The sequence below is a fragment of the Nonomuraea coxensis DSM 45129 genome (assembly GCF_019397265.1).
In the GTDB taxonomy this organism is placed as follows: domain Bacteria; phylum Actinomycetota; class Actinomycetes; order Streptosporangiales; family Streptosporangiaceae; genus Nonomuraea; species Nonomuraea coxensis.
On sequence record NZ_CP068985.1, the window covers coordinates 5,546,144 to 5,561,112 of the forward strand.

Here is a 14,969-nt window from a genome sequence, read left to right on the forward strand (position 1 = left end):
CTCGCGGGGCCGTGCGTCATGGGGCCGTCCCCACGGCGAGCACGGCGGCGTCGTCCCTGCGCGTGCCGGCGTCCCGCAGCAGGGTGGCGGCCACGACGGCCGGGGAGCGGGCGGCCAGGCCGGGGAAGGAGACCGGGTCCCAGCGGTCGGAGAGCCCGTCGGAGTGCATGACGAGCACGCTGTGCGGGGGGACGGTGTACTCGTACTCGCGCAGGCGGCTGCGCTGGTGCCCGGCGATGCCCGGCACGGAGATCATGCCCTGCCGGCCCTCGGCGTGCACGATCCAGCCCGAGACGTTGCCGAGCCCGGCGTAGCGGACCGTCCCGCGCGCGCGGTCGAGCCGGGCGATGGCCACGGCGCCGCCCCTGGTGCCCGTCAGCGCCTTGTGGACGCGCTCCAGCAGCTCCAGCACAGGGAGATCGTGCTGGTGCTCGAAGACCCGCACCGCCTCGCGGGAGGCGGCGGCCGCGGCGGGGCCGTGGCCGAGTCCGTCGCACAGCAGGCCGATCGCGGTGTCGCCACCCTCGACGTACGCGAAGGCGTCCCCCGAGACGATCTCCTCCCCGATGGGGCGGGTCAGCCCGCTCACCCGGGAGACGGGGGCCGGCGCGCCGGCGGCGGTGAAGCACATGGTCACCACAGTGCCACGGCCGGGCAGCGAGTAGACCTCGTGGGCCGAAGCCATTCTGGTGATCCCGCCGAGGCCGACGCCGAGGGTGCCCGCCGTGGAGTAGCCGTCCCGCACCGCGCTGCGCACGTCGCGGATGCCCGGCCCCTTGTCCAGGGCGATCACCTCGACGGCGGTCGCCGACTCGGGATGCGCCCGGATCAGCATCATGCCCTCGACGGCGTGCTTGACCAGGTTGGAGGCCGCCTCGCTGACGGCGACGGCGACCCGCCCGCGGTCGTGCTCGCCGAAGCCGCACGCCTCCGCCATCGTCGTGGCGGCCCGGCGGGCCGCCCCGATGGCGCTGTCGTCCTCGATGCGGACCCAGGGCTGGTCCCCGGAGCGGATCATCGCGCCCACTTGATCACTGTGACCCGGGTCCCTTCGCCGGTCTTGGAGTCCAGGTCGAACTCGTCGACGAGCCGGCGCGAGCCGCTCAGCCCGAGGCCGAGGCCGCCGCCCGTGGACCAGCCGTCGGTCAGGGCCTGGTCCAGGTCGGGGATGCCGGGGCCCTCGTCGGTGAAGTCCAGGCGCAGGCCGTCGCGTACGCCGTTGTTGACGACCTCGATCCGCACCCGGCCGCCCCCGGCGTAGATCAGGGCGTTCCGGGCGAGCTCGCTGGCCGCGGTGACCAGTTTGGTCTGGTCCACCAGCGACAGGCCGACCTGCTGGGCGCTGTTACGCACCTGCTGGCGCACGATGACCACGTCGCTGTTGCCCGCGATGGCGAGCTCGATGACGGACGTCACTCCGGCACCGCTGCCGCGTCGGCTCCGTCGCGCTCCTTGAGCATCGCGACGCCCTTCTCCAGGTTGAGGGCGGTGCGGACGCCGCCGAGCGACAGGCCCAGCTCGACCAGCGTGATCGCGACCGCCGGGCGCATGCCCACGACGATGGTCTCCGCGTCCAGCATGCGGGAGATCGAGGCGATGGTCGAGAGCATGCGGCCGATGAAGGAGTCGACGATCTCCACGGCGGTGATGTCGATGATCACGCCGCGGGCCCGGCTCTCGACGATCGCGTCCGCCAGGTCCTCCTGGAGCATGAGCACGCTCTGGTCCTGCAGGTCTATCTGGATCGAGACGATGAGGAGGTCGCCGAGCTTGAGAACGGGGACACGTTCCATCAGGCTCGCTCCAGCCCGACCACGACGTGCTTGTCGGCCCGCTGCGTGACCTGCACCCCGCTCTTGCGCAGCGCGTAGGCGAGGGCGTCGGCCAGCGAGGACTTGGTGACGATGTCGCCGAACTCGATGCCGAGGGTGACGATGGTGTGGGCGATCTGCGGGCGGATGCCGGAGATGACGCACTCGGCGCCCATCAGGCGGGCCGCCACCACCGCCTTGAGCAGGTGCTGCGCCACCTGGGTGTCGACGGCCGGCACGCCGGTGATGTCGATCACCGCGTGCTCGGAGCCGGTCTCCACCAGCCCCTGGAGCAGCTTCTCCATCACCACCTGCGTACGGGCGGAGTCGAGCGTGCCGACCAGCGGCACCGCGAGGATGCCGTCCCACAGCTTGACCACCGGCGTGGACAGCTCCAGGAGCTGCTCGGCCTGGTCGGTGATGATCCGCTCGCGGGCGCTGACGAAGGTCTCGAACGTGAACAGGCCCAGGTCGTCGATGTGCCCCGACAGCCAGATGTAGCCGCGCAGGGTCGCCGCGTCGTCCTCGGACTCGATCAGCGCGTACACCGCCTCCTTCAGTCCGAACACCACGGCGGCGGTCTCCGACGGCGTGAAGCCCTCCCGTGCCTGGGCCCGTGACAGGTCGGCGAGCAGTCCGCGCAGGTCGGAGGCGTCCCCTCCCTCTCCGATGAACTGCGTGAGCGCGTGGTAGATCTCGCGCAGCCGCCCGGCCAGCACGCTGCGGTCCGCCCTGCCACCGACGGTGGCGCCCGCGATGTCGGTCCAGCGCTTGAGGACGGTCTCCTCCCGCTCCCGCAGGAGTTCCTTCATGCGGAGCTGGCCGGCGTCGCCGTGAGCTGTCAAGGTGTGCTCCCGAAGATGGGGTGATTTGTGGTGAATCGACACGAAGGCTACCGGGCTTTTCACTGTGCCTCTATGCGTTCCCATCGGCGGCCCTGCGTGAAGCCGGGATTTCGCAAGCGGTGATCAAGCGGCATGCAAACGGCCAAGCCTAGAAAACACCAGGAAGGTCGGAGAACAGGAAGAACGGGGAGAGACAGTGAGCTCGGGAATGTGGCTGCCCCTGGCGATCGCAGGTGTGACGATGCTCATCACGGCCGGGGTCTGGGTGCCGTTCGCCGTCACCGCGTGGGGCGGGCGGCGGCTGCTCGCCACCGGCGTCCCCGCGCAGGCCGTCGTCGAGTCCGTGAGCGACACCGGCATGTCGGTCGACGAGCGGCCGGTGGCGCGCTTCGTGCTCGCCGTGCGCGCCGCCGACGGCGAGGTCTACCGGGTCACGCACCGGCAGTCGCTGCCGCGCGTCCCGGCGGGGATCCTCGCGCCCGGCGCGGTGCTGCCGGTCAAGGTCGACCGGCAGCGGCGCGAGCGCGTACGGATCGACTGGGCGGCCTGGCGGCCCGCGCCCGTCGCCTACCCGGCCCCCTACCCCTACAACGTGCCCCGGTAGCCGCGCGAGCCCGTCAGACCCGCTCCAGCTCGATCACCACCACCGAGGCGGGCTGGAGCGCCGGGGCCGGCAGCCCCAGCTCGGCCAGCGCCGCCCCCGGCAGCCGCACCGGCTCACTCGCCCACCACGGCATGAGCGCCGAGCCGGGCACCGGACCGGCCACGCGCACCTCGTAGCGGGCGGCCGGGTCCAGGCCCGGCAGCCGCAGCGGCGCGGGGGCCGACTCCGGCCGCGAGGCGAGCTGCGCGTAGCCGAACACCGCCCGCTCCGGCAGCACCACGCCGTGCAGCAGCGCCGACGGGTCCGGATGGTCGGCGCGGACCACCCGCCCAGCGTGCAGCACCGGCCGCAGCCGCTTGTGCAGCGCGATCCAGACGGCCAGCTCCTCCAGCTCCGCCTCGCTCGCCGAGGTGAGGTCCCACTCCACGCCCATGTGCCCGAACAGGGCGGTGCCCGCGCGGAAGGCCAGCGGCAGCGACCGGCCGGTGATGTGGTCGCGCGGCGCGCCGACGTGCGCCCCCATGCGCTCCGGCGGCACCAGCAGCCCGGTCCAGCGCTGGATCGCCTGCCGGTCGAGTGCGTCGTTGCTGTCGGAGGCCCACACCCGGTCGGTACGCGCCAGCACCCCGTAGTCGACGCGGGCGCCGCCCGACGAGCACGACTCGATCTCCAGCCCCGGATGGCGGGCGCGCAGCTCGTCCAGCAGGCGGTAGGCCGCGAGGGTCTGCGCGTGCACGCCCGACACCCCGTCGTGGACGGGCTCGGCGATGTCGCGGTTGTGGTCCCACTTGAGGTAGTCGAGGGCGTACTCGCCGATCAGCGCGTCGATGCGCTCCAGCAGGTACGCGTACACCTCGGGCCTGGCCAGGTCGAGCGTCTGCTGGTTGCGGTGCGGCGGCGGCAGGCGCCCGGCGTGGCCGAGGACCCAGTCGGGGTGGGCGCGGGCCAGGTCGGAGTCCGGGTTGACCATCTCCGGCTCGAACCACAGGCCGAACTGCATGCCGAGCTCGCGCACGCGCTTCGCCAGCGGGTGCAGGCCGGCGGGCCAGACGCCCTCGTCGACGTACCAGTCGCCGAGCCCGGCCCGGTCGTCGCGGCGGTGGCGGAACCAGCCGTCGTCGAGCACGAACCGCTCGACCCCGGCCGCCGCGGCCCGGCCGGCCAGCTCCAGCAGCCGGTCCAGACCGTGGTCGAAGTACGTCGCCTCCCAGTTGTTGAGCGTGACCGGCCGGACCGGCAGCGGCCGGGCGGCGCGCAGGTGGTCGTGCAGCCGGGCGCTCGCCCCGTCCAGGCCCTCCGCCGACCAGGTGAAGTAGACGAGCGGCGTGCGGTAGCTCTCGCCCTGCCGCAGGACGATCTCGCCGGGCTCGGGCAGCTCGCCCGCCCCCAGCAGCGCCGCCCCCTCCTGCAGCCGCTCGGCGTAGTGGACGTGGTCGCCGCTCCAGCCTGCGTGCACCGCCCACACCTCGCCGGAGCGGAAGCCGAAGCCCGCGCCGCCCGCCACGAGCAGGCCGGTCGCGTCGTGCCCGGTCCTGCCGCGCCGGTTCTCCCTGCTCCACACGCCGTGCCCGAACGCCCGCCGCTGCGGCACCTTCTCCAGCGCCCAGCGCCCGGTGAAGTCCAGCAGCTCGTCGGCCCGCGCCGGCACCGGCAGCGCGCACACCAGGCCCGCCAGCCGGTACGCCGAGGCGGCCGTGTTCGTCACCGTGTGCCGCAGCGTCACCACGCCGTGGGCGTCCATGGCCACCTCGCTCACCAGCGCCAGGCCCGCCCGCTCGTCGGCGGCCGTGACCGTCACGGTGCCGCCCCGGCCCGGCTCCGCCGAGACGTCCACGCCTGCCGTCGTCCAGCGCACCGGCCAGTGCTCGCCGTCGCGGGAGCCCGCGAGGCCGGGGCGGCCGTACCAGCCGTCGCCCTGGGCGGGCAGCAGCGGCGGCGCCGGCACCAGGGACGCCAGCAGGGGAAGCAGCTCGGCCCCGTCGTCCGTGCCGGGCGCGGCGCCGAAGTGGCGGACGCGGGGCAGGCCGGGGCCGGAGGCGTCGAGCAGGAGGGCGACATCCGCCGCGGACAGCATCAGGAAGGACAAGCCGGGCTCCTCACGCAAACGGGCTCAGGGGGTGTGACGCGCGGAAAGACGCTATCGAACCCGGCCCCGCCAGGCGAGGGAAGGCCCCTCCGGCGGGCGGTCGCCGGAGGGGCCTCGATCGGGGTGGGGACGGCGTTCAGACGGAGATCCGCCCGGCGCCCGCGCCCCCGGTCACGATGGACTTGACGTTGCAGGGGGTGTCCAGCGTGTAGGAGTAGGGGATGGAGGCGACGCTGCCGCCCGCCTCGCCGCTGCCGGAGTTGACGAAGCAGTTGTTGCGCGCGACCAGGCTGCCCGGGCCGGAGTCGCCCTCGCCCCGGTGGTACGGGTCGTCGGTGTTCTCGAAGTAGTTGCCCTCGACCAGCACGCCCGCCTCCTGGGTGGAGGCTACGCCGTAGCTGCCGATGTTGCCGTAGAAGTTGTTGTAGACGTGCACCGGGTTGCCGAAGCGCACCCGCGGGTGGCGCTGGTTGGTGCCGTCGAACCAGTTGTGGTGGTAGGTCACCCGCAGGTGGCCGCGGTCCTCCGAGCCGTTGCCGTCGTCGTGGCCGAGCAGCATCGTCTTGTCGTGGGAGCTGACCCTGTTCCAGGAGATGGTGACGTAGTCGCTGGCCCGCTTGACGTCGACCGCGCCGTCGTAGCCGTTGCTGAAGCTGTTGTGGTCGATCCACACCCGGGTCGAGTACTGGACGTTGATGGCGTCGTCGTTCCAGTTCCTGAAGGTGAGGTTGCGGACGATGACGTTGGACGCCTGGGAGATGTTGAGCCCGCAGCCGGAGATGACGGCGCCGGAGTTGCCGAGGATCGTCTTGTTGGAGCCGACCTTCAGCATGCCTGAGCAGGAGATCGTGCCGGAGACCCGGATCACCGCCGCGCCGCTCGCGGACAGGGCGCTGGACAGGGCCGAGGAGGAGGTGACGGTGGTCGGGCTGGTGCCGCCGCCGCCCGTGGTGCCGCCGCCCTGCGTGGCCCAGCCGACCAGGCCGTTCGGGGTTCCGCCGCCGGGCGGCGGCGTGGTGGGCGTGGTCGTCGGGGTCGGGCCGGTGGTGCCGCCGCTCGCGGGCGCCAGCCTCCACTGCTTGGTGGCGACCGAGTCGCAGGAGTTGACCTGCACCAGGGCGCCGGAGGAGGTGGAGTTGTCCTTGGTGTTGAGGCACTTGCCGCCGTTGGCGTTGGCGATCCTGACGGTGCCGCCGGACTCGGTCACCGTCCAGGTCTGGGACGAGGCGCCGGTGCAGCTCTCCTGCTGCACGGCCTTGCCCGCGGAGGTGCTCGCGCCCTCCACGCCCGCGCACTTGCCGCTGTGGGCGGCCTTGACCGTGTAGCCGGAGCCGGCGGCGGCCAGGTTCCAGACCTGGCCGGAGCCGCCGCAGCCGGCCTGGGTGAGCTGGACGCCGTCGGACGTTCCGGCGCCCGGCACGGTGAGGCACAGGCCGCTCGCGTTGTTCACGATCGTGTACGCCCCGGGCGCGGGAGCGGCCTCCGCCGCCGAGGCCATGACGACGCCGGTCACCGCGGAGGCGGTGAGGGTGACGACGCCCGCGAGGACCGCGCCCGTCCTGCCGATGGATTCGTGTCGCACGTTTCTGCTCCTTGCCGGCCCGGGCAGACCTGTCAGGTCTGCGGATGGTGTCCCCCCAGCGAGCATCCGTTCACATACATGATCGACGTACGTGAAAGCGAACACGCCACAGCGTAGGTAAGCGCTTTCCCGGTGTCAATCGCCGCTGAAAGTTTCATCACAGCGGCTTGTCGAGTTCGGTGATCCAGGCCGCCACCTGCGGTGACTCCCCTGCGTGCGCGGCCGTGAGCGGCCCGCACGGTGGCCAGCCCTCCGGCGATCGTTTAGGTTAGGCTCACCTAACGTTGCTGGAGGAGTCGGGGATGAGCTCGCCGTTTCACATGTTCCACGTCCAGGTGGACCGGCTGCGGCGGCTGAGCCCGTCGTTCCTGCGGGTCACCTTCACCGGGGACGACCTGTGCCATTTCGCCGACAACGGTTACGACCAGCGGATCAAGCTCGTCCTGCCGCTGCCCGGGTGCGGGCTGTCGTACCTGCCGTCCGGGGCGGACTGGTACCAGCAGTGGCGGCAGCTCGACGACTCCAGGCGCAACCCCATCCGCACCTACACCGCGCGCCAGGTGCGGGCGCACGCCGGCGAGCTGGACGTGGACGTCGTCATGCACCCCGACGGCGGGCCGGTCGCCCGCTGGGCGGAGCGGGTCCAGCCAGGCGACGAGGCCGCGATCCTCGGCCCCGACGCCCGCTACGACGGGGTGCACGGCGGGCTGGAGTTCCGGCTGCCCACCGGCGGCACCACCGTGCTGCTCGCCGGCGACGAGACCGCCGTGCCCGCCATCTGCTCCGTCCTGGAGCGCCTGCCCGCCGGGGTCACCGGCGAGGCCCTGATGGAGGTGCCCTTCGACGACGACGCCCTGCCCGTCGAGACCTCCTGCTCGGTGCGCGTCGGCTGGCTCGCCAGGAACGGCGGCGAGCGCGGCGGACAGCTCGTCCCCGCCGTCCAGGCCGCCGCCCAGCGGCTGCTGTCCTCCTCCGGCGGGCGGCCTGACGGCCTCCGCGACGCCGCCCCCGACGCGGACATGGACGTCGACGTGGACGCCGGGGAGCTGTGGGAGGTGCCGCAGGAGGACGCCGCCGACCCGCTGTACGCCTGGCTGGCGGGCGAGGCGGGCGTGATCAAGACGCTGCGGCGGCATCTGGTGGGCGAGCGGGGGATGGACCGGCGGGCGGTCGCGTTCATGGGGTACTGGCGTGAGGGCCGCGCCGAGGGCGGCGGCTGACGCCGTCGCCGGCGCGGCGCCTCATCGGGCGAGACGCTGGAGCTGCCCTTCGTGGATGCCGCTCACCCACTCCCAGCCGGGCCTGGCCGACGGGCCGATCCGCGGGTCGGCGGGAGCCCGGCCGTCACGCAACGCCCGTACGTACGCCCGGTCCAGGTCGATCCGCGCCTGCGCCTCGCCGGGCCCGCCGACGGACCCGTGGCCGGGGACGACGACGTCGACGTCGGCCGCCACGTCCTGGAGCAGCTCCAGCGCGGCGAGGTAGTCCTCGACCGGGTCGGCGGCGCCCTCCAGGTCGAGCATCGGGACCAGGACGTCGGAGAGCATGTCGCCGGCGACGAGAACCCGGCGTTCCCCGATCAGCAGCGCCGCGTGCCCCGGGGCGTGCGCCTGATGCTCGATGATCCGGACCTGAGGGCCGTCCCAGGGGATCTGCCCGGTCCCGGGGGGCAGGCCGGTGACGAGGCCGAACAGGTCCAGCGGCACCTGCCCGGCGATCTCCGTCTCCAGCAGGTGGTCGGCGACGCGGGCCGTCACGTCCGGGTCCGACAGCAGGTCCCTGACGGTGTCCGCGCAGCGCGCCGTGCCGTGGCGGGGCGCCTCGCCGAGCCGGGCGTGCCAGAGCAGGTGATCCCAGTCCGGATGCGTGGAGAACCCCGCCACCACGGGCTGACCCGATGCGGCGAGGTCGTCCGCGAGGCAGTCCAGCTCGGACCCGGTCACCCCGGGATCGATGAGCAGCACGCCGGCCCGGCCCTGCACCACGACGGCGTTGCTCTGCACGAACGCGCTCTCGTGGACCAGCACACCCTCCGCGACCCGGGTCAGCACGAGCTCGCCTCCTTCACGTCCTGCACGGCGTAGCGGTGCATCGTGACCCCCTGGCTGAACGACCGCTGCTCGATCAGGTCGAGCTCGATCGGCACGTCGTAGTCGTCGAACAGCGGCCTGCCGAAGCCGAGGACCGCGGGATGGGTGAAGAGCAGCAGCTCGTCGAGGAGCCCCGCCCTGAGCAGCTGCGTCGCGAGCGTCGCGCCGCCCACGCTGATGCCGCCGTCGGTCCCGGCCCGCAGGGCGGCGAGCTGCTCGATCGCGTCGTCGCCGCCGATGACCCGGGTGTTGTGACCGGCGTCGCGGCGCGTGCGGGAGACCAGCACCTTGGGCTTGGCGGTCCAGATCTCGCCGTACTCCCGCATGACGTCCGGCAGCGACGTGTCCTCGTGCGCCCGCGGCCAGTACTCCTCCATCACCTCGTAGTACACCCGGCCGTGGACCATGAGCGCGAGCGCCCTCGTCAGCTCGTTGGCCGCGCGGTGCAGCTCCTCGTCGACGCGCAGCCACTCGCCGGCGCCGTTGTCCCCCGGAACTTGCTCGATGCGCAGGTCGAGGGATACCTGCATCGCATAGACGAAGCGGCCCATCAGCTCCTCATCCCAAGTGGTTGTAGTATGCAACTACTATCGGGAGGGCGAAATACCTGTCAAGGAGGGAATCGTGGAACCACGGTCCGGCTGTCCGGTCAACGCCGCCGTCGAGGTGCTCGGAGACCGCTGGTCGCTGCTCGTGCTGCGCGACATCATGTTCGGCGACCGCCGCTACTTCCGTGGGCTGCTCACCGGGTCGGCCGAGGGCATCGCCTCGAACATCCTCGCCGACCGCCTCGTACGGCTCGTCGAGGCGGGGATCCTCACCCGCGGCACCGCCGTACGGGGACAGCGTGCCCGCTACAGCCTCACCGAGGCCGGCATCCGGACTCTGCCCGTCATCCACGCCCTCGGCGACTGGGGCCTCGACTGGCGCCCGGGCAGCGACGAGCTCCGAGCCCGGCAGCAGTTCCTGCGCGACCAGGGCCCGGCGTTCCTGGAGGAGCTCATGGACGAGCTTCGCGTCCGCCACCTCGGCGCGCCGGCGAAGCCGCACGACGGTCCAGGCCCGTTCGAGCGTCTGGAGGCCGCCTGCGCCGCGGCGGCCGGCCGGGAAGAGGCCGGCGGGGGGTGACGGAGGTTCAGTCCGAGGGCGGGGCGCAGGCCGCCGTCAGGGTGTCGCGCTCCCGCTCCGCCGGGGGGCGTACCCAGGTGCGGCCTCACCCAGGGCGGCGAACCCGCCGGCGAGCAGCGGCAGCGAGACCAGCAGCGGCGGCGTCCCGTCCACGGCCAGCACTCCCCGGTCCCAGTCCGGCCGCAGTGCCTCGCCCGTGGCGTCGTACGCGCCCAGCCCCTCCACGAACGCGGCGTCCGCCTCCGGCGTCAGGCCCGGCTCCCACTCCACCGCCCGCCCGGCCGTGAGAGCGCCGCCGGTGTCCGCGCGGGCGGGCCGTTCACGGCGCAGCCACCAGAGCACGATCCCGACGACGGCGGCGGCCGGCACCGCGACTGCGATCCACACGTTGCGCTCCCCCTCGTACCTACCGGGGCAGCAGCGTAATGTGAGCGATCACGCAAAGCGGTAATTTCGCAAAAAGCCCCGCCGTGAGGCGGTCTCGATAGGTTGTGCGCGTGTCGATGATTCAGGTTCCCGAAGAGATCCCGCTGAAGCTGGAAGACGGGTTCGACCGGATCGGGCGGGAGCTGGCGCTGCCCACCGGCTTCCCGCCCGTCGTGCTGGACGAGGCGGCGTGGGTGGCGCAGGTGCCGCGGCTCAGCGGCGAGGATCTCACGGACGTGCCGTTCGTCACCATCGACCCGCCCGGCTCCCTGGACCTCGACCAGGCCCTCCACCTGGAACGGCTGCGCGCCGGCTACCGGGTCTGGTACGCCGTCGCCGACGTCGGCGCGTTCGTCCGCCCCGGCGGGATCATCGACGCCGAGGCCCGGGCCAGGGGCGAGACGGTGTACATGCCACAGGGCAAGGTCCCGCTGCATCCCCAGGTCCTGTCCGAGGGCGCGGCCAGCCTGCTGCCCGGCCTGCCCCGCCCGGCCGCGGTGTGGCGGATCGACCTCGACGCCGACGGCCGGACGATCGGCGCCGACGTGCGGCGCGCCCTGGTACGCAGCCGCGAACGCCTCGACTACGCCTACGTGCAGGCCGCCGTCGACACCGGCACCGCCGACGGCGTGCTCGGGTTACTGGCCGAGATCGGGCGGCTGCGGCTGGAGCTGGAGCGCGAGCGCGGAGGCGTCACCCTGCCGACGCCCGAGCAGGAGGTCGTCCCGGACGGCGACGGCTACCGGCTGGAGTTCCGGCTGCCGCTGCCCGCCGAGGCGTGGAACGCGCAGATCTCGCTGCTGACCGGCATGGCCGCGGCCGCGATGATGCTCGACGCGGAGATCGGCATCCTGCGCGTGCTGCCCGCGTCCCGGCGGGACGACCTGGCCAAGGTCCGCCGGGTGGCGGAGGCGCTGGACGTGCCGTGGCCGGACGGCGCCGGGTACGGCGAGGTGGTGCACGGCTTGGATCCGAAGAACCCGCGGCAGGCGGCGTTCCTGCACGAGTCGCGGGTGCTGCTGCGCGGCTCCGGCTACGAGGCGTTCGACGGGGCGCCGCCGAAGGAGGCGGAGCACGCGGCGGTCGCGGCGCCGTACGCGCACGTCACGGCCCCGCTCAGGCGGCTGGTCGACCGGTACGCGACCGAGGTGTGCCTGGCGGTCGCGGCCGGCGAGCCGGTGCCCGCCGACGTGCGGGCGGGTCTCGCCGGCCTGCCGGAGCTGATGGCGGTGTCCGGGCGGCGGGCCTCGGCGGTGGACCGGGCGTGCGTGGACCTGGTGGAGGCGTTCCTGCTGCGGGGGCGGGTCGGGGAGGCGTTCGAGGCGGTGGTGATCGACGTGGACGAGCGGCGCGGCGGCGGCCAGGTCCAGCTCGTCGATCCCGCGGTGATCGCCCGCTGCGACGGGGCGCTACCGCTCGGCGCGCGGGTCACGGTCCGCCTGACCAAGGCCGATCCGTCCACCCGCGAGGTCCGCTTCACCCTCGACGGCTCCCCCTGAGACGCTCCCCCTCGTGGGCGGGGCTCAGCGGGGGTGTGAGCGCATGCCGTCGCAGACCACCTCGGCCATCGGGACCTTCCCGCCTCTGGCCCGCGCCCGCCGCTCGGCGGTGAGGCAGCCGCGCAGCAGGTCCTGGACGTCCTCGGCGCGGAGGTCGCCGCGCACCGCCCCGGCCCGCTGGGCGCGCTGCAGCAGCCGGCCCAGCGCGGCGGCGAAGTCGGCCTCCAGCGTGGTGCCGCGCCGGAACGCCGGGACCGCGCCGCCCTCCAGCATCTCGCACAGCGCCTGGTTGGCGGACGCCTGCTCGACCACCGCGCGGAACCAGCCGAAGAACGCCCGGCCCGGGTCCTCCGCGGTGGCGAGCGCCCGCGCGTCGGCCACGAAGCGCTCCATCCGGCCGAGCAGCACCGCCTCGAACAGGGCCTCCCTGGTCGGGAAGTGCCGGTAGACGGTGCCGACGCCGAACCCGGCCCTGCGGGCGATCTCGTCGAAGGAGATGGCCAGGCCGTCGCTGGCCAGGGCCTCCTGGGCGATCTGCAGCACCCGTTCCCGGTTGCGGCGGGCGTCCGCGCGGAGCGGCCTGGCCGTGCTGTGATCGTCGCCCATGCGCTCCACCCGCCTTCACCCGGCAACCGGAGAGTTCTCTCCGATTCTACGGGCGGACTTCCCGGACATACAGCCCCGACCACACGAGAACACCCGCCCTCGGAAAGGACGGGTGTCTCATACGCGGCCCCACCGCCTCACGGCCCGGAGATCGGCTCAGGCTCGGACCCCAAGCCCTGGCTGCCACGCTCAGGCGCGAGCCGGCGGCCTCGCCCGGCGTCCGCCTGGTGGGCCGCTTCCTGGCGGCCGGCGCGGGAGGCGCCGCGGCGCGTGCCGGTCCTGTCCCTGGCCAGGCGCGGGAGGCCGGCGCGCCGGAGGCGGATGCGCTCGTGCCGGGGCACCGGCCGCAGCCCGATGACGCGCGAGCCCGGCGGCACCTGCCGCAGGTCGTGCGTGATGAGGATCGTGGTCCGCCCGGCCATGAGCCGCCCCAGCGGCCCCATGACCTGCGCGGCCGTCTCCTCGTCCAGCCCGGTCATGGGCTCGTCGAGCACCAGCACCGGCGCGTCCCGCAGGACGGCCCTGGCGATCGCGACCCGCTGCCGCTGCCCTCCTGACAGCAGCCGCCCACGCTGCCCCACCGGCGTGTCGTACCCCTGGGGCAGGTCCTTGACGAAGTCGTGCACGCCCGCCGTCCGCGCGGCCCGGACGATCTCCTCCATGGAGGCTCCCGGCCGCCCGTAGGCGATGTTGTCCCGTACCGACCCGGAGAACAGCAGCGTCTCCTGGTGCAGCACGGTGACGTTCTCGCGCAGCGACTCGCGCGTCAGTCCGCGGACGTCGGCGCCGTCCAGCAGGACGCGGCCCTCGTCCGGGTCGTAGAAGCGCAGCAGCAGCTTGGCCAGCGTGGACTTGCCCGCCCCGCTGGGCCCGGTGATCACCAGCACCTCCCCCGGTTCGGCGGTGAAGGACACCTCGCGCAGCGCGGGTCGCGAGGCGCGCCCCGGATAGGCGAACCCGACCCGGTCGAACTCCACCCGACCCCGGCCACGATCCGCGGCGACGGCGCCGGGCGCGTCGGTGACGGCGGGCCGGGCCCGCAGCACCTCGATGATCCGGTCGGAGCCCGCGGCGGCCTCCGACACGGTGAGCGCCAGCTCGCCGAGCCCCTGGACGGCCGGATAGAGCAGCGCCAGGTACGCGGCGAAGGCCAGCAGCCCGCCGATGGTCAGCCGGCCGGCGGCGATCTCCCACGCGCCGACGCCGAGCACGACGATCAGGCAGACGGTCTCGATCACCTGCACGACCGGGCTGTACAGGCCGGACAGCCACGCCTGCGACAGGTTGGCGCGCAGCCAGGTCCGTCCCTCGCGGTGCAGCCTGCGCGCCTCGTCGCGCTGCCGGTTGTACGCCTGCACCAGCGGCTGGTTGGCCAGCCCCTCCTCCAGGACGCTGTTCATCGCGCCGTTGCTGTGCCGCTCGCGCGCGGCGGCGACGCGGAACCTCGCCGCGAACACCTTCGACACCAGCAGGAACGCCGGGATCAGGGCGAGCGTGACGAGCGCCAGGTCCCAGCGGACGAGGAACGCGGCCCCGGCGAAGAACACCACGCTGGCGGCGGTGGTGATCGCCTTGACCAGCCCCGAGCCGACGAGCTCCTCGATGGCCTCGACGTCGTCGGTGAGCCGGGCCATGAGGTCGCCGAGCCGCCGCTTCTCGGCGTAGTCGGGCGCGAGCGTCTGCAGGTGCCCGAAGATCCGGTCACGCAGTCTCAGCAGGAAGCGTTCGGCCCCGAGGGCGGTGATGTACGTCCCGGCGAAGGACGCGACCCCCGCGACCGCGGCGAGCCCCAGCCAGCTGAACGCGGGAGCCCAGAAGGCCCCCAGGTCCCGGGTGGTGAGCACCTCGTCCGTGATGTGGCCGAACAGGCGGATCGCGGCGACCTCGCACAACGCGGCCAGGATGGCGAACACCACTCCGGCCGCGAACAGCCGCCGCAGCCCGCGAGTGTCCGGCCAGAACTCGCGGAAAGTCCGGCGAAGGGTGATCGCCGGCGCGAGTTCTCGGCCGGAGGCGGAAAAGGAGAGCCGGCGGCTCAGCCGCCGGCTCTCACGGGGCACTCTCAGCACCCCCAGCCCCACCACCTGCGCCGGCCGCAGGACCAGCGGCGGCGCCAGCGGCGGCGTCGGCAGCCCCATCCCTGCTGGTAGCCGACGTGTGTGAGCTGAGTGTTCGTCATGATTCCTCCCCCGTTGAACGGCTGAAGACTTGACAATTCGGACGTTACCCGCTCAATTCACATAAATCACGACATTTCCGATGAAACCGTGAAAGTTTGACCGGTAAAGCGCG

General features: G+C 73.3%; 15 protein-coding genes. 4 read left to right on the forward strand and 11 right to left on the reverse strand.

Annotated elements, in window-relative coordinates:
• Positions 1 to 16 precede the first annotated feature (16 nt).
• The 4 genes from Nocox_RS26005 to Nocox_RS26020 are packed head-to-tail and all read right to left on the reverse strand — an operon-like array spanning position 17 to position 2,656.
• A complete protein-coding gene (locus Nocox_RS26005) occupies positions 17 to 1,018 on the reverse strand; it encodes an ATP-binding protein (protein ID WP_051112802.1) in 1,002 nt (333 codons plus the stop codon).
• Complete coding sequence (locus Nocox_RS26010) at positions 1,015 to 1,416, reverse strand: anti-sigma regulatory factor (RefSeq protein ID WP_020547627.1); 402 nt, start codon at positions 1,414 to 1,416, stop codon at positions 1,015 to 1,017. Before Nocox_RS26010 ends, Nocox_RS26005 begins: the two co-directional genes overlap by 4 nt.
• Positions 1,413 to 1,793, reverse strand: coding sequence for an STAS domain-containing protein (locus Nocox_RS26015; RefSeq protein ID WP_020547626.1), 381 nt, complete (start codon positions 1,791 to 1,793; stop codon positions 1,413 to 1,415). Before Nocox_RS26015 ends, Nocox_RS26010 begins: the two co-directional genes overlap by 4 nt.
• Complete coding sequence (locus tag Nocox_RS26020; protein WP_246649549.1) at positions 1,793 to 2,656, reverse strand: STAS domain-containing protein; 864 nt, start codon at positions 2,654 to 2,656, stop codon at positions 1,793 to 1,795. The genes Nocox_RS26015 and Nocox_RS26020 overlap by 1 nt, the downstream gene beginning before the upstream one ends.
• A gap of 196 nt (positions 2,657 to 2,852) precedes the next feature.
• Between Nocox_RS26020 and Nocox_RS26025 the strand changes: the two genes are divergently transcribed.
• Positions 2,853 to 3,260, forward strand: coding sequence for a DUF3592 domain-containing protein (locus tag Nocox_RS26025; protein WP_157383504.1), 408 nt, complete (start codon positions 2,853 to 2,855; stop codon positions 3,258 to 3,260).
• A gap of 13 nt (positions 3,261 to 3,273) precedes the next feature.
• Here the strand turns inward: Nocox_RS26025 and Nocox_RS26030 are convergent, their stop codons facing one another.
• Both Nocox_RS26030 and Nocox_RS26035 read right to left on the reverse strand, forming a co-directional pair.
• The gene (locus Nocox_RS26030) at positions 3,274 to 5,346 is read right to left on the reverse strand and encodes an alpha-galactosidase (RefSeq protein ID WP_020547623.1); all 2,073 of its coding nucleotides are present in this window, start codon (positions 5,344 to 5,346) and stop codon (positions 3,274 to 3,276) included.
• 136 nt (positions 5,347 to 5,482) lie between these two features.
• On the reverse strand, positions 5,483 to 6,928 hold the full coding sequence (locus Nocox_RS26035; protein ID WP_020547622.1) for a pectate lyase family protein: 1,446 nt from the start codon (positions 6,926 to 6,928) through the stop codon (positions 5,483 to 5,485).
• 302 nt (positions 6,929 to 7,230) lie between these two features.
• On the opposite strand from Nocox_RS26035, the gene Nocox_RS26040 reads away from it, so the two are divergent.
• Positions 7,231 to 8,148 (forward strand): siderophore-interacting protein, encoded by a 918-nt coding sequence (locus Nocox_RS26040; RefSeq protein ID WP_157383503.1) that lies wholly within the window; start codon positions 7,231 to 7,233, stop codon positions 8,146 to 8,148.
• Between the two features lie 21 nt (positions 8,149 to 8,169).
• On the opposite strand, the gene Nocox_RS26045 is transcribed toward Nocox_RS26040, so the two are convergent.
• Positions 8,170 to 8,979 carry an MBL fold metallo-hydrolase gene (locus tag Nocox_RS26045; protein WP_020547620.1) on the reverse strand — a complete coding sequence of 270 codons (810 nt, stop codon included), beginning with the start codon at positions 8,977 to 8,979 and terminating at the stop codon, positions 8,170 to 8,172.
• Positions 8,973 to 9,569, reverse strand: coding sequence for a dihydrofolate reductase family protein (locus Nocox_RS26050; protein WP_020547619.1), 597 nt, complete (start codon positions 9,567 to 9,569; stop codon positions 8,973 to 8,975). The genes Nocox_RS26045 and Nocox_RS26050 overlap by 7 nt, the downstream gene beginning before the upstream one ends.
• A gap of 73 nt (positions 9,570 to 9,642) precedes the next feature.
• Here Nocox_RS26050 and Nocox_RS26055 point away from each other — a divergent pair, with 73 nt between their 5' ends.
• Entirely contained in the window at positions 9,643 to 10,146 is a 504-nt protein-coding gene (locus Nocox_RS26055; RefSeq protein WP_020547618.1) for a winged helix-turn-helix transcriptional regulator, read from the forward strand.
• 36 nt (positions 10,147 to 10,182) lie between these two features.
• Here the strand turns inward: Nocox_RS26055 and Nocox_RS26060 are convergent, their stop codons facing one another.
• A complete protein-coding gene (locus tag Nocox_RS26060; RefSeq protein WP_020547617.1) occupies positions 10,183 to 10,533 on the reverse strand; it encodes a hypothetical protein in 351 nt (116 codons plus the stop codon).
• Between the two features lie 116 nt (positions 10,534 to 10,649).
• Here Nocox_RS26060 and Nocox_RS26065 point away from each other — a divergent pair, with 116 nt between their 5' ends.
• A complete protein-coding gene (locus tag Nocox_RS26065) occupies positions 10,650 to 12,071 on the forward strand; it encodes an RNB domain-containing ribonuclease (protein WP_020547616.1) in 1,422 nt (473 codons plus the stop codon).
• Positions 12,072 to 12,095: 24 nt separating this feature from the next.
• Here Nocox_RS26065 and Nocox_RS26070 read toward each other — a convergent pair whose 3' ends face one another.
• Together Nocox_RS26070 and Nocox_RS26075 are read right to left on the reverse strand one after the other, a co-directional pair.
• A complete protein-coding gene (locus Nocox_RS26070; protein WP_026215253.1) occupies positions 12,096 to 12,677 on the reverse strand; it encodes a TetR/AcrR family transcriptional regulator in 582 nt (193 codons plus the stop codon).
• 137 nt (positions 12,678 to 12,814) lie between these two features.
• On the reverse strand, positions 12,815 to 14,815 hold the full coding sequence (locus Nocox_RS26075) for an ABC transporter ATP-binding protein (protein WP_020547614.1): 2,001 nt from the start codon (positions 14,813 to 14,815) through the stop codon (positions 12,815 to 12,817).
• Positions 14,816 to 14,969: the final 154 nt, after the last annotated feature.

What these genes read in the sequence shown, in the direction of transcription:
- Nocox_RS26005 (WP_051112802.1), bottom strand. Translation starts at nt 1,018, where the DNA reads ATGATCCGCTCCGGGGACCAGCCCTGGGTCCGCATCGAGGACGACAGC.
- Nocox_RS26015 (WP_020547626.1), bottom strand. Translation starts at nt 1,793, where the DNA reads ATGGAACGTGTCCCCGTTCTCAAGCTCGGCGACCTCCTCATCGTCTCG.
- Nocox_RS26040 (WP_157383503.1), top strand. Translation starts at nt 7,231, where the DNA reads ATGAGCTCGCCGTTTCACATGTTCCACGTCCAGGTGGACCGGCTGCGG.
- Nocox_RS26050 (WP_020547619.1), bottom strand. Translation starts at nt 9,569, where the DNA reads ATGGGCCGCTTCGTCTATGCGATGCAGGTATCCCTCGACCTGCGCATC.
- Nocox_RS26065 (WP_020547616.1), top strand. Translation starts at nt 10,650, where the DNA reads ATGATTCAGGTTCCCGAAGAGATCCCGCTGAAGCTGGAAGACGGGTTC.
- Nocox_RS26070 (WP_026215253.1), bottom strand. Translation starts at nt 12,677, where the DNA reads ATGGGCGACGATCACAGCACGGCCAGGCCGCTCCGCGCGGACGCCCGC.
- Nocox_RS26075 (WP_020547614.1), bottom strand. Translation starts at nt 14,815, where the DNA reads ATGGGGCTGCCGACGCCGCCGCTGGCGCCGCCGCTGGTCCTGCGGCCG.